This window comes from Sphingomonas sp. Leaf343 (assembly GCF_001423765.1).
Classification (GTDB): domain Bacteria; phylum Pseudomonadota; class Alphaproteobacteria; order Sphingomonadales; family Sphingomonadaceae; genus Sphingomonas.
The window spans coordinates 401,089-422,032 of sequence record NZ_LMPG01000010.1 but is presented as its reverse complement, the minus strand read 5'-3'; the positions used below and the strand labels follow the sequence as shown (position 1 = coordinate 422,032).

Annotated in this window: 19 protein-coding genes; 3 read left to right on the top strand and 16 right to left on the bottom strand. The window is 67.5% G+C overall.

The window, feature by feature from the left end:
• Positions 1-47: 47 nt before the first annotated feature.
• Entirely contained in the window at positions 48-1,253 is a 1,206-nt protein-coding gene (metK, locus tag ASG07_RS07210) for a methionine adenosyltransferase (protein ID WP_055843823.1), read from the bottom strand.
• Between the two features lie 44 nt (positions 1,254-1,297).
• Positions 1,298-2,812, bottom strand: coding sequence for an apolipoprotein N-acyltransferase (lnt, locus tag ASG07_RS07205; RefSeq protein ID WP_055844033.1), 1,515 nt, complete (start codon positions 2,810-2,812; stop codon positions 1,298-1,300).
• A gap of 103 nt (positions 2,813-2,915) precedes the next feature.
• Between lnt and ASG07_RS07200 the strand changes: the two genes are divergently transcribed.
• Positions 2,916-3,338 carry a VOC family protein gene (locus ASG07_RS07200; RefSeq protein ID WP_055844031.1) on the top strand — a complete coding sequence of 141 codons (423 nt, stop codon included), beginning with the start codon at positions 2,916-2,918 and terminating at the stop codon, positions 3,336-3,338.
• A 3-nt stretch (positions 3,339-3,341) separates the two neighbouring features.
• Complete coding sequence (locus ASG07_RS07195; RefSeq protein WP_055843821.1) at positions 3,342-3,644, top strand: polyhydroxyalkanoic acid system family protein; 303 nt, start codon at positions 3,342-3,344, stop codon at positions 3,642-3,644.
• Between the two features lie 58 nt (positions 3,645-3,702).
• Here ASG07_RS07195 and ASG07_RS07190 read toward each other — a convergent pair whose 3' ends face one another.
• From ASG07_RS07190 to ASG07_RS07130, 13 genes are all read right to left on the bottom strand, one after another.
• Entirely contained in the window at positions 3,703-4,473 is a 771-nt protein-coding gene (locus ASG07_RS07190; RefSeq protein ID WP_082474595.1) for a TonB family protein, read from the bottom strand.
• A 23-nt stretch (positions 4,474-4,496) separates the two neighbouring features.
• Entirely contained in the window at positions 4,497-5,837 is a 1,341-nt protein-coding gene (locus ASG07_RS07185) for a PQQ-dependent sugar dehydrogenase (RefSeq protein ID WP_055843817.1), read from the bottom strand.
• Between the two features lie 178 nt (positions 5,838-6,015).
• Positions 6,016-8,232, bottom strand: coding sequence for a catalase/peroxidase HPI (gene katG / locus ASG07_RS07180; RefSeq protein WP_055843816.1), 2,217 nt, complete (start codon positions 8,230-8,232; stop codon positions 6,016-6,018).
• 101 nt (positions 8,233-8,333) lie between these two features.
• On the bottom strand, positions 8,334-9,233 hold the full coding sequence (locus tag ASG07_RS07175; RefSeq protein ID WP_055843814.1) for a hemolysin family protein: 900 nt from the start codon (positions 9,231-9,233) through the stop codon (positions 8,334-8,336).
• A gap of 1 nt (position 9,234) precedes the next feature.
• Positions 9,235-9,744 (bottom strand): rRNA maturation RNase YbeY, encoded by a 510-nt coding sequence (gene ybeY, locus ASG07_RS07170; RefSeq protein WP_055843812.1) that lies wholly within the window; start codon positions 9,742-9,744, stop codon positions 9,235-9,237.
• 22 nt (positions 9,745-9,766) lie between these two features.
• The gene (locus ASG07_RS07165) at positions 9,767-10,765 is read right to left on the bottom strand and encodes a PhoH family protein (RefSeq protein WP_055843809.1); all 999 of its coding nucleotides are present in this window, start codon (positions 10,763-10,765) and stop codon (positions 9,767-9,769) included.
• 212 nt (positions 10,766-10,977) lie between these two features.
• The gene (gene miaB / locus ASG07_RS07160) at positions 10,978-12,300 is read right to left on the bottom strand and encodes a tRNA (N6-isopentenyl adenosine(37)-C2)-methylthiotransferase MiaB (RefSeq protein ID WP_082474593.1); all 1,323 of its coding nucleotides are present in this window, start codon (positions 12,298-12,300) and stop codon (positions 10,978-10,980) included.
• Positions 12,301-12,352: 52 nt separating this feature from the next.
• Positions 12,353-13,075 carry a lysophospholipid acyltransferase family protein gene (locus ASG07_RS07155; protein WP_055843807.1) on the bottom strand — a complete coding sequence of 241 codons (723 nt, stop codon included), beginning with the start codon at positions 13,073-13,075 and terminating at the stop codon, positions 12,353-12,355.
• Between the two features lie 53 nt (positions 13,076-13,128).
• On the bottom strand, positions 13,129-13,551 hold the full coding sequence (locus ASG07_RS07150) for a Fur family transcriptional regulator (protein WP_055843805.1): 423 nt from the start codon (positions 13,549-13,551) through the stop codon (positions 13,129-13,131).
• Between the two features lie 78 nt (positions 13,552-13,629).
• Positions 13,630-14,097 carry a GNAT family N-acetyltransferase gene (locus ASG07_RS07145; RefSeq protein WP_055843803.1) on the bottom strand — a complete coding sequence of 156 codons (468 nt, stop codon included), beginning with the start codon at positions 14,095-14,097 and terminating at the stop codon, positions 13,630-13,632.
• Positions 14,097-14,735 carry a tRNA (adenosine(37)-N6)-threonylcarbamoyltransferase complex dimerization subunit type 1 TsaB gene (gene tsaB / locus ASG07_RS07140; RefSeq protein WP_055843802.1) on the bottom strand — a complete coding sequence of 213 codons (639 nt, stop codon included), beginning with the start codon at positions 14,733-14,735 and terminating at the stop codon, positions 14,097-14,099. Before tsaB ends, ASG07_RS07145 begins: the two co-directional genes overlap by 1 nt.
• Positions 14,732-15,322 carry a malonic semialdehyde reductase gene (locus ASG07_RS07135; RefSeq protein WP_055843800.1) on the bottom strand — a complete coding sequence of 197 codons (591 nt, stop codon included), beginning with the start codon at positions 15,320-15,322 and terminating at the stop codon, positions 14,732-14,734. Before ASG07_RS07135 ends, tsaB begins: the two co-directional genes overlap by 4 nt.
• Positions 15,322-15,894, bottom strand: a complete 573-nt coding sequence (locus tag ASG07_RS07130; protein ID WP_055844028.1) for a NifU family protein — start codon at positions 15,892-15,894, stop codon at positions 15,322-15,324. Before ASG07_RS07130 ends, ASG07_RS07135 begins: the two co-directional genes overlap by 1 nt.
• A gap of 228 nt (positions 15,895-16,122) precedes the next feature.
• On the opposite strand from ASG07_RS07130, the gene ASG07_RS07125 reads away from it, so the two are divergent.
• Positions 16,123-19,062 (top strand): M16 family metallopeptidase, encoded by a 2,940-nt coding sequence (locus ASG07_RS07125; protein ID WP_055843798.1) that lies wholly within the window; start codon positions 16,123-16,125, stop codon positions 19,060-19,062.
• A 76-nt stretch (positions 19,063-19,138) separates the two neighbouring features.
• Here ASG07_RS07125 and ASG07_RS07120 read toward each other — a convergent pair whose 3' ends face one another.
• Positions 19,139-20,929, bottom strand: a complete 1,791-nt coding sequence (locus ASG07_RS07120; protein WP_055844027.1) for an AMP-dependent synthetase/ligase — start codon at positions 20,927-20,929, stop codon at positions 19,139-19,141.
• Positions 20,930-20,944: the final 15 nt, after the last annotated feature.

Sequence of the window (20,944 nt, the reverse complement as noted above, 5' to 3'; positions counted from 1 at the left end):
CGCCCGTCACCGGGGAGGCCTTGATTGCCGACCGGGATGCGGGCGAGTTATGCGGCGACGGCGGCCTTCAGCGCGTCGACCAGATCGGTCTTCTCCCAGGTGAACAGCTCACCCTCCGGATCGCGCCCGAAATGGCCGTAAGCGGCAGTCTTCGAATAGATCGGCGCGTTAAGCTTCAGATGCTCGCGGATGCCTTTGGGCGTCAGGCGCACCAGCTTCGGCAACGCGCTTTCCAGCGCCGCTTCCTCGACCGTGCCGGTGCCATGCAGGTCGACATAGACCGACAGCGGTTCGGCGATGCCGATCGCGTAGGACAGCTGGATCGTGCAGCGCCGCGCGAGGCCGGCGGCAACGACGTTCTTCGCCAGATAGCGGGCGACATACGCGGCCGAACGATCGACCTTGGTCGGGTCCTTGCCGCTGAAAGCGCCGCCGCCGTGCGGGGCCGCGCCACCATAGGTGTCGACGATGATCTTGCGACCGGTGACGCCGGCGTCGCCGTCCGGGCCGCCGATTTCGAACAGCCCGGTCGGGTTGACGTAGATCTTGTCCTCCGACGGCAGCCAGCCCTCCGGCAGGATCTCGGCGAACACGCCCTTGACGTAGTCGCGCAAGCGGGCCTGACCGGCGTCGTTCGACAGGTCGGCGGAATGCTGCGTCGAGACGACCAGCGCGGTGGCACGGACCGGCACTTCGTTCTCGTACTGCAGCGTCACCTGGCTCTTGGCGTCGGGCTCCAGGAACGGTGCGGCGCCCGAATGGCGATCGGCGGCCATCTTTTCGAGGATCTTGTGGCTGTAGTAGAGTGTCGCCGGCATCAGGCCCGGCGTCTCGTCGGTCGCGTAACCGAACATGATGCCCTGGTCGCCCGCGCCCTCGTCCTTGTTGCCGCTTTCGTCCACACCCATCGCGATATGGGCCGACTGTGGGTGCAGGTTGTTCTCGAAGCGGAAGGTTTCCCAATGGAAGCCCGTTTGCTCGTAACCGATACGCTTGACGGTATCGCGAACGGTCTTTTCGATCTCTTCCTGCACGCCCTCGGCCCAGTTGCCGTCGGCGTCCATGATGCCCTTGCCGCGGATTTCACCGGCCAGCACGACGAGCTGCGTGGTGGTCAGCGTTTCGCACGCGACGCGCGCCTCGGGGTCCTTGGACAGGAACAGGTCGACGATCGAGTCGCTGATCTGGTCGGCGACCTTGTCGGGGTGACCCTCCGAAACCGATTCGGACGTGAAGATGAACGAGCTGCGCATCGGATGCCTCATAACGATATAAAGATAGCTTTATATGAGGGTCCCTATCGTCCCCGGCGGCGGATGGCAATCGCGGCCGCGCCCATGGCACTGGCGACCATCGCGGCCAACACGTTTCCGATCCGGGAAAACAGGGTCGGGGGCAGCGCAGGCGGCACCGCCAGTTCGATCGCACCGGCGCGCTCGTGCGGAACGGTCGCCAGCAGCGTGCCGTCCGCCGCGATGATCGCGGAAATGCCGGTCGGCGTGGACCGGACGATCGGCAGCCCCTCCTCGATCGCGCGCATCCGTGCCTGCGCCAGATGCTGGGGCGGCCCCCATTTGCCGAACCACGCGTCGGTCGAGGGATTGAACAGCAGCTTCGGCCGGTGCGCCTCGTCCACGACCTCGCCCGAGAAGATGATCTCGTAGCAGACCTGAATGCCGACCGGTCCGAACCCGGGCCACTCGATCGCATGGGGTCCCGGCCCCGGCGAGAAGTCCAGATCGCCCGGCACCAGTTGCGATAGACCGAGTGGCCGGAGCAGCCACGGCAGCGGCAGATACTCGCCATATGGCACCAGATGCGCCTTGTCGTACCGGCCGATCAGGCGCGCCCTTGCGTCGATCGCGAAAACCGAATTGGCCGCCCCCGCGATCCGGTCCTCCGCATCGAACGACAGCGCGATGCCCCCCGTCATCAACACGTCGCGAGGCCCCAGCAAGGCGGCGATCCGTCGCCGCAACCGCGCCGGATCATTGGTGTAGATCCACGCCGGATAATCGTCCTCGATCAGGTCGCGCAGCATCCCCTCCGGCCAGACGATCAGCCGGGGGATCGGGCCGGGTTCACCCGACAGCGCCGCCAGGGCGCGGAACACGCGTTCGCCGTCATTCTCGTTACGATCCTGCTGACCGATATTGGGCTGCACGACGCGCACGCGCGAACCGGTCGTCGGCGGCTGCGCACGGTAGGACAGGGGTTGCAACGCGAGCGGCACGGCCAATACCGGCAGCGCCCACCACCAGCGCCGCTGCCACAGCAGAAGCAACACGCCCGCGAATGCGATGGTCAGGCCCGACAGCGCATAGGTGCCGACCCACGCCGACACGCTCGCCACCGCCTGCACCGGCACCCACAGCACGCCCAGCGCGTTCCAGGCATAGCCCGTAAACATCACCGCCCGCAGATACTCGGTGGCGATCCATGCCGCGGCAAAGATCAGCACGAATGCCGCGTCGGCCCGATCCTGCCGGAAGCGCCACGCGATGCCCGCCGCCATCATCGGATAGACGGCGAGATACAGCGCCAGTCCGACCGCGGCGAAATAGCCCAGCACCGGCGGCATCGCGTCCTGAAAGTCGAACGCGTGCTGGAACCAGTTGTTGTTGACCGTAAAATGACCCAGTCCGAACAGCCAGCCGCGCCACAGCGCATTGCGGAACGTCGGTGCCCGATGGACCAGCAACAGCCACGCCGCGAAACAGCCGAGCGTCAGGGGCCAGAGTTCCAGCGGCGCGAAACCGCACGCGGCCACCGCCCCGAGCAGCACGGAGAGAAGGGCAGGGGATCGAAGGATGGTCACACGCGCCACTTGGCCCGGCGCCGGTCGCCTAACAAGGGGTTGCGCATATGCCGACGCCGGGGCTGACGCACCCGATCCGCTGGTGTATCATGCCGCCATGACACTCCGCCCGTTCCATCTCGCCTTTCCCGTCCACGATCTCGCCGCGGCGCGTGCCTTTTACGGTGACGTGCTGGGTTGCAGCGAAGGGCGGTCGAGCGATCACTGGATCGACTTCGACCTCTTCGGTCATCAGATCGTCGCGCACCTCGATCCCGTCGCAAAGCCCGTGGCAGTCGAGAACGCGGTCGATGGTCACGTCGTGCCGGTGCCGCATTTCGGCGTCGTGCTGCCCCCCGCCGACTGGCGTGCGCTGGCGGAGCGGGTGGAGGCGGCCGGCATCCGCTTCGGCATTGCGCCCTACACGCGCTTCGCCGGGCAGGCGGGCGAACAATCGACGATGTTCTTTCGCGACCCCAGCGGCAACGCGCTGGAGTTCAAGGCGTTCGCGGATGACGCCATGTTGTTTGCCAAGGATTGACTGATGGGCACCCCGATCTCGCTCGACATACCCCACTCGCTTGGCAAGGAGGCCGTCCGTCAGCGCCTCGACGGCGGTATCCAGCGCATCACGGAAAAAATTCCCGGTGGCGGCGCGGTCCAGCATCGATGGGATGGCGATACGATGCACTTCACCGTTTCCGCCATGGGCCAGACGATCGCCTCCACGGCGACGGTGTTCGCGGACAAGGTTCATGCGGTCGTCGATCTGCCGGCGTTCCTGGGGCTGTTCGCCAATCAGGTGAAAGCGGCGATCGAAAAGGAAGCGCCCAAGTTGCTAAAGTGACGTCGCATGATTCCGGGACGAACCCGGCATCCGCGAACCGCGATATCATCGTCGGCGCTTACGGCACTGGCACGTAGGGTGTCTTGAACGTCACCGGCACGCGGACGGTGACGTTTCTGACGACCTTGCCGTCACGGGTCACCGGGCGGATGCGGAAATGGCGGGACAGGCCGAGTGCCGCCTCGCCGAAGCCCAGCCCCACGGGCCGTTCGCCGACCACCGTGCAACGCTCCGGCTTGCCCGGTTTGGGCAGGACGCAGTCGAGCGCGACGACCGCCGAGGCCCTCCGCGCCTCCTTTGCGCGGGGCCAGTAATAAGGCAATTCGCGCACCGGCTTGTAGATCCAGTCGGCGCCGATCCACATCGCGCCCGCTCCTTCGCCGTTGCCGTTGCCGACTCCGGACCCGTTACCGCTGCCGTTGCGCGTCCCATCGCCGCGCCCGCCGCCGGGCGTCAGGTCGATCCCGGTGCCGGGCAGGTCGCCAGCGACCACGATCGGTGCGGGTGGAGCATCGTCGGTCAGCGTCGTGTCGAACCGGGTGGGCGGGCGCGCATCGGCGGGCGGTGTCACGACGCGGTCGGGTCGGGGCGAGCCGCCCGCAGGACGCAGGTCGATCGTCTTCGGTTTGGGCGGTGTCGACAGAATCGGTGCCGGGGGAGGCTGAGGCGCGACGTCGAAGACGAACAATGTCCGGTCTTCGGAACCGGGCACCGCCGGCGACTTGCCAAGCAACAGGAGGATGATTGCGCACAGGTGAGCCGCCGCGATCACGACGAACAACGTAGTGCGCGTCAGCGGGTGCGGCATGGCGGGGGTTCGTTGCGCCATCCCCGCCACCCAGCCCGCTATCGTCAGCGCGAAGCGGTCGTGGTCGGGGCGCTCACCCGCCAGATGCGGTTGCCGACATCGTCCGCGACCAGCAGAGCGCCCGCTTTGTCGGTGATGACGCCGACCGGGCGGCCCTGCGCCTTGCCGTCCTTGTCGAGGAAACCGGTCAGCAGGTCGACCGGCTTTGCGCCCCGCACGGGATAGCCGTTGGCGGCGAACGGAACGTACACGACCTTGTACCCCGACACCGGCTTGCGGTTCCACGATCCGTGCTCGCCGACGAATGCGCCGGAAGCCCAGCCATCGCCGAGCTTTGCGTCGGTGGAGAAGGCAAGGCCGAGTGCTGCGACGTGCGGCCCGAGGGCGTAGTCCGGTCGCTTGCTATATTCCTGCAAGGCGGGGTTCTTCGGCTCGACGCGATCATCGGGATAACCGCCCCAGTAGAACCACGGCCAGCCGAAGTGATCGCCGAACTCTACCTGCGTCAGATAGTCGGGCGCGAGGTCGGAGCCGAGCATGTCCCGTTCGTTGACGACGGTCCAGAGCTGTCCGGTAACCGGGTTGATCGCCATGCCGTTCGCGTTGCGGATGCCCGCGCCATAGACGCGCCATTGCTTGTCGGGCCAGACCTGAAGAATGTTGGCGCGGTATTTTTCCGCCGCCATGCCGCCTTCGGCGATATTGCTCGCCGAGCCGACCGACACGTACAGCGTCTTGCCGTCCGCCGCAGGAATGACGTTGCGCGCCCAGTGGTTGCCGCCGGGATTGAGCTTGACGATCGTCTCCGGCGTGGAGGTGATCTTGGTCTGACCCTCCGTATAGGGCACGCGAACCAGCGCGTCGGTATTCCCGATGTAGAGCTGTCCATCCATCAGCGCCATGCCGAACGGGGAGTTCAGCCCGGTCATGAAGGGCGTCTTCACCTCCGCCACGCCATCGCCATCCGCATCGCGAAGCAGGGTGATGCGGTTCGCCGAGGGCACGCCGGCACCCGCCTTGCTCATCAGCAGCCCCATGACCCAGCCCTGGATGCCGCCGCCCTCCCGCTTGGGCGAGTTCGTCTCCGCAACCAGCACGTCGCCATTCGGCAGCCGATAGAGCCAGCGCGGGTGGTCGAGGCCGCTGGCGAAGGCCGCGACCTGAAGCCCCTGCGCCGCGACCGGCTTTGCGTTACCCTGCCAGCCGACGACGTCGGCGACCTTGACGGTCGGCAGCGTCTGGACGCGCGGCGTGGTGATGTCGGGGCGGGCACCGGCGACCTGCGCCACCGACAGCTTCGCGGTATCCGGCCAGGCGAGATACACCACCACGCCGATGACGATGACGACGACGATCGCGAGGACGCGCAGGACGTGTTTCAGCATGGTGTGAACCTAGGAGGTGTGGTCGTTTGCCGCAACGGCCGGACTCCATCCTTCCCGCTCGCGGGGAGGTGGCGCGCCGCAGGCGTGACGGAGGGGCAGCCACGGGCGACATCGCTTGTGGCTGCCCCTCCGGCGCATTCGCGCCACCTCCCCTTGAAAAGGGGAGGATTCTAGGGATTCACACCGTCAGGTCGTACCGGTCGGCGTTCATCACCTTCGTCCACGCCTTGACGAAGTGCGAAACGAACATTTCGCCCGCATCCGCCGCCGCATAGACTTCCGACAGCGCGCGGAGCTGGGAGTTGGAGCCGAACACCAGATCGGTGCGCGACGCGGTCCACTTCTGCTCGTGCGTATGGCGGTCGGTGCCGAGGAATTCCTCGTCGCTCTCATCGCTGATCTGCTTCCACGCCGTGCCCATGTCGAGCAGGTTGACGAAGAAATCGTTGGTGAGCTGACCCGGGCGATCGGTGAACACGCCGTGCTGCTTCGCCTTGCTGTGGTTCGCACCCAGCACGCGCAGGCCGCCGACCAGCACCGTCATCTCCGGTGCGCTGAGGCCGAGCAACTGCGCACGGTCGACGAGCAACTCCTCGGTCGGGACGTTGAACTTGACCGAGAGGTAGTTGCGGAAACCGTCCGCCTTGGGTTCGAGCACGTCGAAGCCCTCGGCGTCGGTCTGTTCCTCGCTGGCGTCCGTGCGACCCGGCTTGAACGGCACTTCGACCGCGTGGCCGGCCGCCTTCGCCGCCGTCTCGATCCCGACGGAACCGCCGAGCACGATCAGGTCGGCGATCGACACCTTCTTCGCACCCTGCTGGTCGAAGTCGCGCTTGATGCCCTCATAGACCGACAGCACGCGGGCGAGCTGTTCCGGCTGATTGACCTCCCAGTCCTTCTGCGGCGACAGGCGGATACGGCCGCCGTTCGCGCCGCCGCGATGATCCGACCCGCGCCACGTCGACGCGGACGCCCAGGCGGTCGTCACCAGATCCTCGACCGACAGCCCGGAGTTGGCGATCGTCGCCTTCAGGTCGGCGACGTCGCCAGCCTCGATCTGCGGATAGTCGGCGACGGGGATCGGATCCTGCCAGATCAGCTCCTCGGCGGGCACTTCGGGCCCGAGCAGGCGGATCTTCGGACCCATGTCGCGGTGCGTCAGCTTGAACCACGCCCTTGCCCAAGCATCCGCGAAATAGGCGGGGTCGGCGCGAAATTTCTGGCAGATCGCATTGTAGGCGGGGTCGACCTTCAGCGCCATGTCGGCGGTGGTCATCATCGTCGGCACGCGCTTGCCCGCGGTGTGCGCGGCGGGGGCAAGCGTGTCGTCGGGATTGCCGACCGGCTGCCACTGGTGCGCACCCGCCGGACTCTTCACCAGTTCGTACTCATGGTCGAAGAGCATGTCGAAATACGTCATGTCCCATGTCGTCGGCGTCGGCGTCCACGCGCCCTCGATCCCGGAGGTGATCGTGTGATCGCCCATCCCGCTCTCATGCGTGGAAGTCCAGCCGAGGCCCTGCGACGCGATGTCCGACCCTTCCGGTTCCTTGCCGACGAGCTTCGGATCGCCCGCGCCGTGCGCCTTGCCGAAGGTGTGGCCGCCGGCGGTGAGCGCGACGGTTTCCTCGTCGTTCATCCCCATGCGCGCGAAGGTTTCCTTCATGTCGCGCGCCGACCCCTGCGGGTGCGGGCAGCCGCCGGGACCCTCCGGGTTCACGTAGATGAGGCCGTGCTGGATCGCGGCGAGCGGGCTTTCGAGCGCGAGGCCGGCTTCCTCGTCGATGCGCGTCTGACCGAGCCATTCCTCCTCGGTGCCCCAATAGACGTCCTTTTCGGGCTCGAACACGTCCTCGCGTCCGCCGGAGAAGCCGAAGGTCGGCCCGCCCATCGATTCGATCGCGACGTTGCCGGCGAGGATGAAGAGGTCGGCCCAGCTGAGCTTGCGGCCGTATTTCTGCTTGATCGGCCACAGCAGGCGGCGGGCCTTGTCGAGGTTGCCGTTGTCCGGCCACGAGTTCAGTGGCGCGAAGCGCTGCTGGCCTGCCGACGAACCGCCACGGCCGTCGCCGGTGCGATAGGTGCCGGCCGAGTGCCACGCCATGCGGATGAAGAACGGGCCGTAATGCCCGTAATCCGCCGGCCACCACGGCTGGCTGTCGGTCATCAGCGCGGTCAGGTCGGCCTTCAGCGCGTCGTAATCGAGCGACAGAAACTCTTCGCGATACTTGAAATCGTCGCCCATCGGATTGCCGCTGACACCCTTCTGGTGAAGGATGTCGATCGACAGCGATTCCGGCCACCAGTCGCGGGCGGTCTGGCCCAGCAGGCGGCGCATCGCGGCCGGCTGCTTCTTGGGATCGTTGATCGGGCTGCCTTCGGTGATCGCGTCCATATCCTGTCTCCTTGGTCTCGATTCTGGCGTTGCAGAACCTTACGCCGCCGTGACTGATCTACAAAACAAGATGGTCCGGCGATCTATAGTGGCAAAAACGATCAGTCGGCCTCTGCGGGTTCGGGTTCGACCGGCGGATGCAGGCGCAGGCGGTTGACGCGGCGCTCGTCCGAATCGGTCACCTCCAGCTTCCAGCCCGACGGATGATCGACGCATTCGCCGACCTGCGGCACCCGGCCGGCGAGCACCGCGGCGAGGCCGCCGAGCGTGTCGACATCGTCCTCCGTATCCGCCAGCCGCGGATCGACCGCGGTGCCGACATCCTCCAGCTCGACGCGCGCATCGGCATCCCATGCGCCCCCGTCGAGCGGGATCAGCAGCGCCTCCGGGGCCTCGTCATGCTCGTCCTCGATCTCGCCGACGATCTCCTCGATCAGATCCTCGATCGTTATCAGGCCCTCGGTGCCCGAATATTCGTCGAGCACGATCGCCAGATGGACGCGGCGCTGGCGCATGTCGGCCAGCACGTCGAGCGTCCCGCGCGACATCGGCACGTAGAGCGGCTCGCGGATCAGGCCCGACAGGTCGGCGGGGTGCGGTGCGCCGGTCGCGAGAATGCGGAACACGTCCTTGACGTGAATCATGCCGACGATCGTATCCAGCTTCTCGCGATAGACGGGCAGGCGGCTGTGCCCGGCCTCCGCGAAGATCTGTACGAGGTGGTCGAAGCTGGTCTTCTCCTCGACCGCGACGATGTCGGCGCGGGGAACGCCGACATCGCCGGCGTCACGCTCTCCGAAATGCAGCAGGTTGCGGACCATCTGCCGTTCCAGCGGCGACAGGTCGCCCTTGGCGTCGGGGGCGGGATCGTCCTCGTGACGATCGATCGCCTCTTCGAGCTGATCGCGCAGCCGCTCCTCGGTATCCTGTCCGAAGATGAACGACTTCAAACCCCGCCAGATACTGTCGCTATCGGCGGTGCTACTTCGATCGTCGGCCAAGTCAGTCCTCGCGTATCAGATAGGGGTCGGCGATGCCGAGGGAGGCGAGCGCCTGTCGCTCGATCTCCTCCATCGATTCCGCCTCGTCGTCGGTCATGTGGTCATAGCCTAGCAGGTGCAGCGTGCCATGAACCAGCAAATGCGTTGCGTGATCCGCGGTCGGTATGCCGCGTTCCGCCGCCTCCGCCGCGCAGACTCCGTACGCCAGCACGATATCGCCCAGCAGCAGCTCGCCATCATCGGAGTTTTGGCTGACGGTGTCGAGCAGATCGGGCTGCACCATCGGAAAGGAGAGAACGTTGGTCGGCTTGTCCTTGCCGCGATATTGTTTGTTGAGCGCGTGGACCTCGTCGTCGGTCGTCAAGCGGACGCTGATCTCCACCAGCGCCTCCGTCGTCAGCAGCGGCCCCTGCGGCGTCCGCCCGATCGCCGCCTCCGCCGCGCGCCGCGCGATCGCCTCCCACTCGCCCTCGGGCCAGGGATCTTCGAGGGAGAGTTCGATCTGGATCATGCGCAGTCCCCTACGACATCATTCACGCCGATGCCCCCTCATATGCTTCGACGATGCGGCCGACGATGGGGTGGCGGACGACGTCGGCGGCGGTGAAGCGGCTCATGGCAATGCCGTCGAGCCCTTCTAGGCGGCGGACGGCGTCGCCCAGACCGCTGGCAGCGGCGCCGCCGGGAATGTCGACCTGATTGGGATCGCCGCAGATGACCATGCGGCTGTTCTGGCCGAAGCGGGTCAGGAACATCTTCATCTGCGCGGGCGTCGTATTCTGCGCCTCGTCGAGGATCACGAACGCATCGCCGAGCGTGCGGCCGCGCATGAACGCGATCGGCGCGATCTCGATCTCTCCCGATGCGATGCGCCGTTCGACCTGCTCGGCGGGGAGGCAGTCGTAGAGCGCATCGTAGAGGGGACGCAGATAGGGATCGACCTTCTCCTTCATGTCGCCGGGCAGGAAGCCGAGCCGCTCGCCCGCCTCAACCGCCGGGCGCGACAGGATGAGGCGCTGGACGGAGCCGGTGATGAGCTGCGCCACCGCCTGCGCGACCGCGAGATAGGTTTTGCCCGTACCCGCCGGCCCGAGCGCGAAGATCATGTCGTTGCCGACGAGGTCCCGCATGTAATGCGCCTGTGCCGGGGTGCGCGGCACGATCGTCTTCTTGCGCGTGCGGATCATGATGCCGGGGCCACCGGTGCGCTCGGCCGACACGATGCCCGCCAGCGTCGGTTCGGCGACCATGGCGATCGAGGCGTCGACGAGGCCGGTGTCGATCTGCTCGCCGCGGGCGATCCGCTGATACAGGTCCTGCAACACGTCGCGGGCGATCGCGACCTGCTCGGCGGTTCCCTCCAGCCCGACGCGGTTGCCGCGCGCGGTGATGTAGACGCCCAGCCGGTTCTCCAGCGCCACGAGGTTCTGGTCGTATTGGCCGAACAGTTGCGCCAGCGCCTGCGGGCGGTCGAACATCACCTCGACACGGGCACGTTCGCCCGATTGGGCGGGGACTGGCTTACGGCTCATGCGGTCCTTTCGAGACGCGAAGTGGAGGAAGTGGAGGCGTCGAAGCATGTCCCTGCACTTCGCCGCGAAGCACCCGGGCGCAGGGCGGGCGAAGGGCTGGCGGGGCAGGTAGGATTCGGCATGCTAGGCAAGACTGGCAGATGGGAAGCGGTTAGGACAGCGACAAGATCGCGCTGCTGATCCGGGTTATGCGAAAGCGCGATCCGCAGGGGTCAGGCGGCCTTGGCGTGGCGGACGTGACCCGCCAGCGATGACTGGGTCGCGCCGGTCAGTTCCACCGTGACCAGATCGCCGATGGCGTGATCGCCGATCAGATGGACCGATTGCAGCCAGGGCGACTTGCCGAGCCACTGCCCCGGCAGCTTGCCGGTGCGTTCGACCAGCACGTCGCAGGTGCGGCCGATGCTCGCCTCGTTGAAGGCGCGCTGGTCGCGGCCGAGCGCCGCCTGAAGCCGCTGGAGGCGTTCGTCCATCACCTGCGGCACGACCTCGTCCGCCATCGACGCGGCGGGGGTGCCGGGGCGGGGGCTGTACTTGAAGCTGAACGCCTGTGCGTAGCCGACCGCCTTGACCAGACCCAGCGTGTCGGCGAAATCCGCCTCCGTCTCGCCGGGGAAGCCGACGATGAAGTCTCCGGACAGCGCGATGTCCGGGCGCACGGCGCGGACGCGGTCGAGCAGGCGCAGATAATCGTCGCGGCCGTGGCTGCGGTTCATCGCCTTCAGGATGCGGGTGGAGCCGGACTGTACGGGCAGATGCAGGAACGGCATCAGGCTTTCGACGTCGCCATGCGCGTCGATCAGGCCCTGCGCCATGTCGTTGGGGTGGCTGGTGGTGTAGCGGAGGCGCGCGAGGCCGGGGATGCGGTCGAGCGTCCGGATCAGGTCGTGCAGGCCGCGTCCGTCCGCATCGACCCACGCGTTGACGTTCTGGCCCAGCAGCGTGATCTCTCGCGCGCCGGCATCGACCAGCGCCCTCGCCTCGTCGACGATCGCGGCGAAGGGCCGGCTGACCTCCGCCCCGCGCGTGTAGGGGACGACGCAATAGGTGCAGAACTTGTCGCATCCCTCCTGCACGGTCAGGAACGCCGACGGGCCGACGCGGCGGCGCGCGGGCAGGCGGCCGAATTTCGACGCGAGCGGCATGTCGGTGTCGAGCGCGGCGGTGCCGGCGGCGGCCTGCGCGACGAGGGCGGGCAGGTTATGGTAGGCCTGCGGACCGACGACGACGTCGACCTTGGCGCGGCGGACGATTTCCTCCCCCTCCGCCTGCGCGACGCAGCCGGCGATGGCGATCATCGGATCGCCGCCGCTCTTGCCCGCGATCTTGCGGATGCGGCCGATGTCCGAATAGACCTTCTCGGTCGCCTTTTCGCGGATGTGGCAGGTGTTGAGCACGACGAGGTCGGCGTCGTTCACGTCGGCGGCGGCGGTCATGCCCTCCGCCGTCATCAGCTCGGCCATGCGCTCGCCGTCGTAGACGTTCATCTGGCAACCGAACGACTTGACGTGAAAGGTCTTGGGCGGGGTCTTCATGCGACGGCCGTTAGCAGATCGCGGCCGGGGCGGGGAGGGGGCGATGCTCCCACTATGCAAGGGGGAGGAACTGGAGGGCCTCGATGCGTCGTCTCGCTTCGGCCGCGATGCTCTTGCGGCCGCCCTGCGGGGCGAAGGGTTCGGCGAAGTTCAGCGTCGCGACGAAGCTGCCACGGCGGCGAAGGACGCGGAGGGCGTGGACCTGTCCGGGTTCGTCACCCCAAACGCAGTCCGACCGGGCGTCACCGTAATCGATCCGCACCGGCTGCACGCGCAGGCCCGGCGGCGGCGGGTCGAGCGCGGCGAGCAGGGCTGGCTTGAACGGAAGCAGGGTCGTGCCGTCGCCGGTCGTCCCCTCCGGAAAGATCGTGACAGGCCACGGTGCGGCGAGCGCGCGGCGGAGTTGTTCGACCTGCTCGGCGACGGCCATCCGCTCGCCGCGCGCGACGAAGACAGTGTGGTTGACCGACGACAGCCAGCCGATCAGCGGCACGGCTTCGAGTTCGCCCTTGGCGACGAAGGCGGTGCCGGTCGTACCGGCCAGCAGCAGGATGTCGATCCAGCTGAGATGGTTGGCGAGGATTACCGCGTCGCGCGTGAGGGGCACGCCGACGACGCGCGCCTTCGCGCCGACGATACGGGCGCACCAGCCGAGAAAGCGGCGCGGCCACGGCGAGCGGGCGCGGAACAGTCGCCAGATAGCATGCAGCGGGAGGGCGACGAGCAGTGCGGTGACGAGCGCGATCAGCCGGACGATCAGACGGAGCGTACTCATCTATTCTCGCCCGTCTCCGGTTGGATCGTGCATCTATCCCTGACGGGCAGGAGTCAGATCTTCCGGTCGAGGCTGACGCCGTACAATTCCATGCGGTGATCGACGAGGCGGAAGCCCATGCGTTCGGCGATCGCCTTTTGCAGCAGTTCCAGCTCGGGATCGACGAACTCCAGCACGCGGCCGGTCTCGACATCGATCAGGTGATCGTGATGCGCCTCGGGCGAGGGCTCGTAGCGGGCGCGGCCGTCGCCGAAATCGTGGCGGTCGAGGATCCCCGCCTCCTCGAACAGGCGAACGGTGCGATAGACTGTGGCGATCGAGATGCCCTTGTCGATCGCGGAGGCGCGTTCGTACACCTTTTCCACATCGGGGTGATCCTCCGCCTCCGACAGGACGCGCGCGATGACGCGGCGCTGCTCGGTGATGCGCAGGCCCTTCTCGTTGCAGAGAGCTTCCAGATCGATCTTGCGCGCCATGACTTTTGAACCTCTCGGACGAGGTGGTCATGTAGCCCCGTTCGCTTGTTGCGAAAAGGGATACCGACTCGCAATAAGCTAAAGCGGTCGGGAATAGGTGTGGGCGTCGTGATGCCGCCCGTCGGTGCCGCGGTAATAGCCACGCCGTTCACCCACCTTGGCGAAGCCGTTAGCGGTATAGAGGCGCACCGCGTCGTTGTTCGCACGCACCTCGAGGTGCATCGTCACGACGCCGCGGCTCTGCGCGTCCGCGATCGTGGAGCGGAGCAGCGCACCGCCGACGCCGCGATGCCGGTGGTTCGGCGCGACCGCGAGCAGCAGCAGCTCGGCCTCGTCGGCGACGGCACGGACCATTGCAAAGCCGGCCGGTTCGTCGTCGTAGCTGGCGATCGTCAGCGCGACGCCGGGCATCGCCAGCACGCCCAGACACTGGCTGCGCGTCCACGCCTCGCCATAGCGCGGGTCGAACGCGGCGGTCATCAGCGCATCGACGATCGCCGCGTCGCGCGCATCGCCGTGGCGGAGGGAGAGGATACGCGTAGCCATTATCGCGCGGCCCTGGCGATGGGCAACTTGGCGTCCGGCGCGCGGCCGTAGAGCGGGCGCGGGTCGAGATCGGCGAGCGCCGCGGTCAGCAGCGGCAGGTCGGACGCGTCGGGCAGCGCATCGGCGCGCGCGGTGACGTGATCGGGCAGGCGGTACGTACCACTGCCGATCGCGAAGGTGTCGCCGAGTATGGCCGCCGCCTCTGCGGGGTGCAGCGACACGGGCGCGTCGAGCGGGGTCAGGTCGGCGGCGAAGCTCTGCATGAAGACCTCACCATGCCCCGCCTCCAGCACCGCTGCAATCCGCTCGCGCGGCAACGCCTTCAACGCGGCGGCGGCGACGATCGCGAGGGAGGAGAAACCCCGCACCGTCGCCCCCCAGCCGAGCCCCAGCCCCCGTGCCGCGGCGACGCCGACGCGCACGCCGGTGAAGCTGCCGGGGCCGACGTCGACGAGGATGCGGGTCGCGCGGCCACCGTCCGGCAGTTCGGCAATCATCGGCACCAGCCGTTCGGCATGGCCGCGCCCGACCACCTCGTGACGCGCGGCGACGACACGGCCATCCTCGATCAGCGCGACGGAGCAGGCGGCGGTGGCGGTCTCGATGACGAGCGTGCGCTCCGCGAACTCGGCGCTCACGCGATCCGGTTGAAGCGCTCGAACGCCGGGCGTGGCGAGCGGTCGTACAACGTGGAACGGTCGCCATGGCCGAGCGTGGCGATGAAGTTGGTCTTCACCGCCGGCGTGTCGTGGAAGAACGCCTTGTCGACCGCACCCCCGTCGAAGCCGGACATCGGCCCGACATCGAGCCCGAGCGCGCGGGCGGCGAGGATCAGATAGCCGCCCTGCAGCGACGAGTTGCGGAACGCCGAGGCCTGACGCAGTTCTGAGTTGCCGTCGAACCAGCTTTTCGCATCGGCGTGCGGGAAGAGCTCGGGCAAATGCTCGTGGAATTCGGTGTCCATGCCGATGACGACGCTGACCGGAGCCTTGCGGATTTTGTCGGCGTTCGTGTCGCTGGCGGCGGCGGCGAGCTTCTCCTTCGCCTCCGTGCTGACGCACCAGACGAGGCGCGCGGGAAGCTGGTTGGCCGAGGTCGGCCCCATCTTCATCAGGTCCCAGATCGCATGCAGGTCCGATTCCGGCACGGGCTCGTCGGTATAGTGGTTGAACGTCCGCGCCTCGCGGAAGAGCTGGTCGAGCGCCGTGTCGTCGATCGCCGGCATCAGATCGCCCTCACTTCGGTGACTTCGGGGACATAGTGGCGCAGCAGCTGCTCGATTCCCTGCTTCAGCGTCGCGCTGGAGGATGGGCAGCCGGAACAGGCACCCTGCAATTGCAGGAAGACCTTGCCCTTGTCGAAGCCGCGATAGACGATGTCGCCGCCGTCGTTCGCCACGGCCGGGCGCACGCGCGTCTCAATCAGTTCGCGGATTTGCGCCACGATCTCCGCGTCGGCGGGATCCTCGGCGAAGTCGGTATCGGCGGGGGGCACGGCGAAGCCTGCGCTACCCTGACGGAACAGCGGCATCGCGGCGCTGAAATGATCGAGCAGCAGGCCGAGCACGTCGGGCTTGGCGTCGCGCCAGTCCACGCCGGGCGCGATCGTCACCGACACGAAATCGCGGCCGAAGAACACGCCGGTCACGTCGCCGAGGCCGAACAGGGCGTCGGCCAGCGGGCTCGCGTCCGCTTCCTCGGGGGTGGCGAAATCGCGCGTGCCGGCATCCATGACAATGCGGCCGGGCAGGAACTTGAGCGTCGCCGGGTTGGGCGTGGCTTCGGTCTCGATCAACATGCGCGGCATGTGGCGCGCGCGGGGCGGGGGATCAAGCGGCTGGCCGTGTTAAATCCTCTCCGCGAGCGGGGAGGTGGCGCGCCGCCGGCGTGACGGAGGGGCGGCCACAAGCCATCCCGCCAGTGGCTTCCCCTCCACCGCTCCGCGGTTCCCCTCCCCGTGCCAGGGAGGAACGAGAAGGAGGAATGAGGTTGGCCGATCGTCTCGTCCGGCGCTAAAGGAGCCGATATGGCGTTCCCCACGCGCGTGTTCCGCGTTTCCGCTCTGGCCGTAGCATTCCTGACGGCTCCCCTTTCGGCGCAGCAGAAGGCGCCCGCCGCGGCGCAGACGGCGGTCGATCCCTCGACGCCGGCCATTCGCGTCGATACCGCGGCATGGCTCTACAAGGGCAGCGACATCGCGCCGGACCCGGCGTGGTCGTTCGGTACGTTGCCCAACGGCCTGCGCTATGCCGTGCGGAAGAACGGCGTGCCACCGGGGCAGGTGGCGGTGCGCGTCGCGATGGACGTCGGCTCGCTGTACGAAACCGACAGCGAGCGCGGCTTCGCGCACTTCATCGAGCATCTGTCGTTCCGCAGTTCCGCCCATGTTCCCGACGGCGAGGCAAAGCGGGTGTGGCAGCGGCTGGGCGCGACGTTCGGCTCGGATTCGAACGCGACGACGACGCCGACGCAGACGCTGTACAAGCTCGACCTGCCCGCCGCGACCGAGCAGGGGCTGGACGAGTCGCTTCGTATCCTGTCGGGCATGATGGCCGCGCCGGTGCTGAGCGATGCCTCCGTCGCCGCCGAGCGCCCGGTGGTGCTGGCCGAGAGGCGCGAGCAGCCGGGGCCGCAGGTGAAGTTCGCCGATGCGCTGCGCGAGACCTTCTATGCCGGGCAACCGCTGGCGGAACGCTCGCCGATCGGAACCGAGAAGACGCTGGCGGCGGCGACCGGTGCGACGGTCAAGGCGTTCCACGACCGCTGGTACCGGCCAAGCCGCGCGGTCGTCATCATTTCGGGCGACATGGACCCGGCGCTGTTCGCCCGCCTGATCGTCAAGAATTTCGCGGGCTGGCAGGCGATCGGCCCCGACGTGCCCGCGCCCGATTTCGGCAAGCCCGATCCGTCCAGACCCGCCACCGCGTCGCTGGTGGAGCCGGGCATACCGGCGATCGTCGCGACGGCGGTGTTGCGCCCGTGGAAATATCAGGACGACACGATCCTGTTCAACCAGAAGCGCATGGTCGACACGGTCGCCGCCCGCCTCGTCAGTCGTCGGCTGGAACAGCGCGCACGGTCCGGCGGCAGCTTCCTCCAGGCGCAGGTGTCGGTCGACGACGAGGCACGATCGGCCAATGTCACCTCGACCCAGATCGTGCCCGTGACGGGTCAGTGGGAAGCGGCGCTGAAGGACGTGCGTGCGGTGATCGCCGATGCGATGGCGACCGCACCGACACAGGTCGAGATCGACCGCGAACTCGCCGACTACGATACCGTCATGCGGACGATCGTGGAGACGTCGCGCGTCGAGGCGGGGGCGAAACAGGCGGACGACATGGCCTCCGCGCTGGACATCCGCGAGACGACGACCTCGCCGGAAACGAGCTACGCGATCTTTAAGGATGCGCGCGCCAAGACGATGTTCACCCCGGACACCGTGCTGGCGTCGACCCGCCGCATCTTTCAGGGCGACGCCACGCGCGCGATCGTGACGACGCCGACGGCCGATGGCGGCTCCACCGCGCGGCTGGAGGCGGCGCTGAAGGCAGACGTGTCCGGCCTGATCGGCAAGCGGCGCGTTCAGGCCGCGGTCGGTTTCGACGACCTGCCGAAAATGGGCACGCCGTCTGCGGTCGTATCACGCCGGACGATCGAGAAGCTCGGGCTGGAACAGGTCGACTTCGCCAATGGCGTGCGGTTGCTGATCTTCGCCAACACCGGCGAGACGGGCCGCGTCTATGTCCGGACGCGGTTCGGCAGCGGCTATGCGGCACTGCCGACCGACCGGCCGAGCGCCGCGTGGGCGGCCGACCTCGCGCTGGTGGCGATGGGCGTCGGCAAGCTGGATCAGGGCGACCTGGAGCAATTGTCGGCGGGTCGGCGGATCGGTCTCGACTTCGGGATCGACGAGGATGCGTTCCTGTTCGCGGCGATGACCTCGCCCGCCGACTATAAGGACGAATTGCGGTTGATGGCGGCGAAGCTGGAATATCCCCGCTGGGACCGCGCGCCGATCCTGCGTGCCAAGGCGACGGCGCTGGCGGCGGAGGCGACCGCGCGATCCTCCCCCACCGGCGTGCTCCAGCGCGAGCTGGAGGGATTGCTGCGCGACGGCGATCCGCGCTGGGCGACGCCGACGGCGCAGCAGATCGAGGGCCTGACGCGCCGCAAGTTCCGCAAATTGTGGAAGCCGCTGCTGCAATCGGGATCGATCGAGCTGTCGGTGTTCGGCGACGTGAAGGTCGACGAGGTGATCGCGGCGGCGCAGGCCAGCTTCGGCGCGATGAAGCCGCGCCGGCCGGTGCCGCTGGAGAAACTGCCGGTCCGCTTCCCCGCGCATGTGGAAACGCCCGTCACGCTGACGCATGACGGTCCGGCGACGCAGGCGGCGGCGGTGATCGCGTGGCCGACCGGCGGCGGCATCGCGGAGATCCGCACCAGCCGCCAGCTCGACATTCTGGCACAGGTTTTCGGCGACCGGTTGTTCGAACGGCTGCGGCAGACGGCGGGCGCGAGCTATAGTCCGTCGGTGCAGAGCCAGTGGCCGGTCGGCACGCTGACCGGCGGCCGGATCATGGCGATCGGGCAGGTCGAGCCGGACAAGGTCGACCTGTTCTTTCGCCTGTCGCGCGAGATCGCGGCCGATCTGGTGAAGACCCCGATCGCCGCGGACGAGCTGGAGCGGATCGTCGGCCCGATGAAGCAGCAACTGATGCGCGCGTCCACGTCGAGCCAGTTCTGGCTCGCGCAGATGGGCGGCGGCGCGTACGACCCGCGGCGGATTTCGGCGGTGCGATCGGTGCTGGCCGATCTGGTGCAGGCGACACCGGCGGACCTTCAATCGGTCGCGGCGCGATACCTGCGGCCCGATCGCGACTGGACGCTGGCGGTGGTGCCGAAGGCAGGCGGGGTGGTTGCTGCTCCGGCGGCTCCGGTTGTTGTGCCGAGCAGCGGCACGAACTGACGTGTCCCCGCGAAGGGGGACCCAGTGACTGGGCTCCCGCCTTCGCCGCGGAAGGCAACAGTCGAGATGCGCGCACTTATCCCTTGTACAACGCGTCCAGCTTCTCCCCGTATACCTGCTTCAGCACGTGTCGCCGCGTCTTCATGCTCGGCGTCAATTGCTCGTTCTCGATCGTGAACGGACCGTCCGCCAGAATGAAGCGGCGGACGCGTTCGGTGACCGACAGGTCCTTGTTCACCCGCTCTACCGCGGCCATCAGCGCGGCGCGGTATTCCGGGTGTTCCGCGAGCGTCCTGAAGTCGCACTTTCCGCCGCCCCTGGCGCACCATTCCTGTGTCCAGTCGGGGTCGGGCACGATCAGCGCGACCATATAGGGCCGCCGGTCGCCGGCGATCATCGCCTGTCCGATCTCGGGCTGGAGGGTCAGCATGCCCTCCACCTTTTGCGGGGCGATATTGTCGCCCTTGTCGTTGATGATGAGGTCCTTCTTGCGGTCGGTGATCCTGATCCGCCCCCGGTCGTCGATCTCGCCGATGTCGCCGGTGTGGAGCCAGCCGTCCTTCAGGACGCGTGCCGTCTCCGCCTCGTTGCGCCAGTATCCGTGCATCACCAGTTCGCCGCGAACGAGGATCTCGCCGTCCTCCGCGATCCGCACCTCGGTGTCGATCAGCGCGGGGCCGACCGAATCCATGCGGATGCCGGCGCTCGGCCGGTTGCACGAGATGACCGGCGCGGCCTCGGTCTGGCCATAGCCTTGCAGGAAGGTCACGCCGAGCGACTGGAAGAACAGCCCGACCTCCGGCGTCAAAGGCGCGCCGCCGGACACCATAGCCTTCATCCGCCCGCCGAACTTCTTCGCGATCTTCGGCTTGAACAATGTTCGCACCAGCAACTGCGCAGGCCGGTCGATCAGGCGGACGCACCCCTCGTTCTCCTTCGCACCGACGTCGAGCGCTTTGCTGAGCAGATAGGACGACATGCCGCCCTGTTTCTCGATCGCCTTGCCGATCCGGGTTCGCAGCACTTCGAACAGGCGGGGCACGACGAACATGATCGTCGGGCGCACCTCCTCGATATTGGCGGCGAGCTTGTCGAGGCTTTCGGCATAGTAGATCTGCCCGCCGAGGCCGATCGGGAAGTGCTGCCCGCCGGTGTGTTCATAGGCGTGCGACAGCGGCAGGAAGGACAGGAACACCTCGTCCCCCCAGCCGAAATCCTCCGAGATGACGGTCGCGCAGCCCTTGGCGTTGTGCAGGATCGCGCCGTGATGCTGCATCACTCCGCGCGGCGCGCCGCCGGTGCCGCTGGTGTAGATGATGCACGCCAGATCGTCGCGCTGGAAGTCCGCTGCCGCCTCCGCGCTCGCAACATCGGCGGGATGCTTCGCGATCAGGTCGTGCCAGAGGTGGAAGTCGATCGAGCCGGCCGGCGCGCGCATCTCCTCCATGCCGATCACGGTCTGCCCCTGATTGGAGCGGAGGACGGCGGGGAGCAGCACTTTCGCCAGCTTGGCGGTCGACACGATGATGCCACACGCGCCGCTGTTTTCGAGGATGTGGAGGTGATCGCGCTCTGTGTTGGTGGTGTAGGTCGGGACGGTGATGCAGCCGGCGGCCATGATCGCCAGATCGGCAATGCACCATTCGGGGCGGTTCTCGCTGACCAGCATCACGCGGTCGCCGCGGTTCAAGCCGATCGCGTTCAGGCCGGCGGCGAGGCTGGCGACCTGACGCGCCGCCTCCGCCCAGCTGATCGGTGTCCAGCTGCCATTCTTCTTCGCCCACAGGAACGGCGCTTCGCCCTTCTCCCGCGCCCGCGTGAAGAACATCGTCACGAGGTTGGGAAAATGTTCCAGCGTACGGCTCATCGCCATCCTTTCCTG

Coding starts and splice junctions, on each gene's coding strand:
- miaB (WP_082474593.1), bottom strand. CDS start 12,300: ATGAAGACCCCGCCCAAGACCTTTCACGTCAAGTCGTTCGGTTGCCAG.
- ASG07_RS07195 (WP_055843821.1), top strand. CDS start 3,342: ATGGGCACCCCGATCTCGCTCGACATACCCCACTCGCTTGGCAAGGAG.
- ASG07_RS07150 (WP_055843805.1), bottom strand. CDS start 13,551: ATGGCGCGCAAGATCGATCTGGAAGCTCTCTGCAACGAGAAGGGCCTG.
- ASG07_RS07130 (WP_055844028.1), bottom strand. CDS start 15,894: ATGTTGATCGAGACCGAAGCCACGCCCAACCCGGCGACGCTCAAGTTC.
- ASG07_RS07125 (WP_055843798.1), top strand. CDS start 16,123: ATGGCGTTCCCCACGCGCGTGTTCCGCGTTTCCGCTCTGGCCGTAGCA.
- ASG07_RS07135 (WP_055843800.1), bottom strand. CDS start 15,322: ATGCCGGCGATCGACGACACGGCGCTCGACCAGCTCTTCCGCGAGGCG.
- metK (WP_055843823.1), bottom strand. CDS start 1,253: ATGCGCAGCTCGTTCATCTTCACGTCCGAATCGGTTTCGGAGGGTCAC.
- ASG07_RS07185 (WP_055843817.1), bottom strand. CDS start 5,837: ATGCTGAAACACGTCCTGCGCGTCCTCGCGATCGTCGTCGTCATCGTC.
- ASG07_RS07145 (WP_055843803.1), bottom strand. CDS start 14,097: ATGGCTACGCGTATCCTCTCCCTCCGCCACGGCGATGCGCGCGACGCG.
- ASG07_RS07155 (WP_055843807.1), bottom strand. CDS start 13,075: ATGAGTACGCTCCGTCTGATCGTCCGGCTGATCGCGCTCGTCACCGCA.
- ASG07_RS07120 (WP_055844027.1), bottom strand. CDS start 20,929: ATGAGCCGTACGCTGGAACATTTTCCCAACCTCGTGACGATGTTCTTC.
- ASG07_RS07200 (WP_055844031.1), top strand. CDS start 2,916: ATGACACTCCGCCCGTTCCATCTCGCCTTTCCCGTCCACGATCTCGCC.
- ybeY (WP_055843812.1), bottom strand. CDS start 9,744: ATGATCCAGATCGAACTCTCCCTCGAAGATCCCTGGCCCGAGGGCGAG.
- ASG07_RS07165 (WP_055843809.1), bottom strand. CDS start 10,765: ATGAGCCGTAAGCCAGTCCCCGCCCAATCGGGCGAACGTGCCCGTGTC.
- ASG07_RS07190 (WP_082474595.1), bottom strand. CDS start 4,473: ATGGCGCAACGAACCCCCGCCATGCCGCACCCGCTGACGCGCACTACG.
- katG (WP_055843816.1), bottom strand. CDS start 8,232: ATGGACGCGATCACCGAAGGCAGCCCGATCAACGATCCCAAGAAGCAG.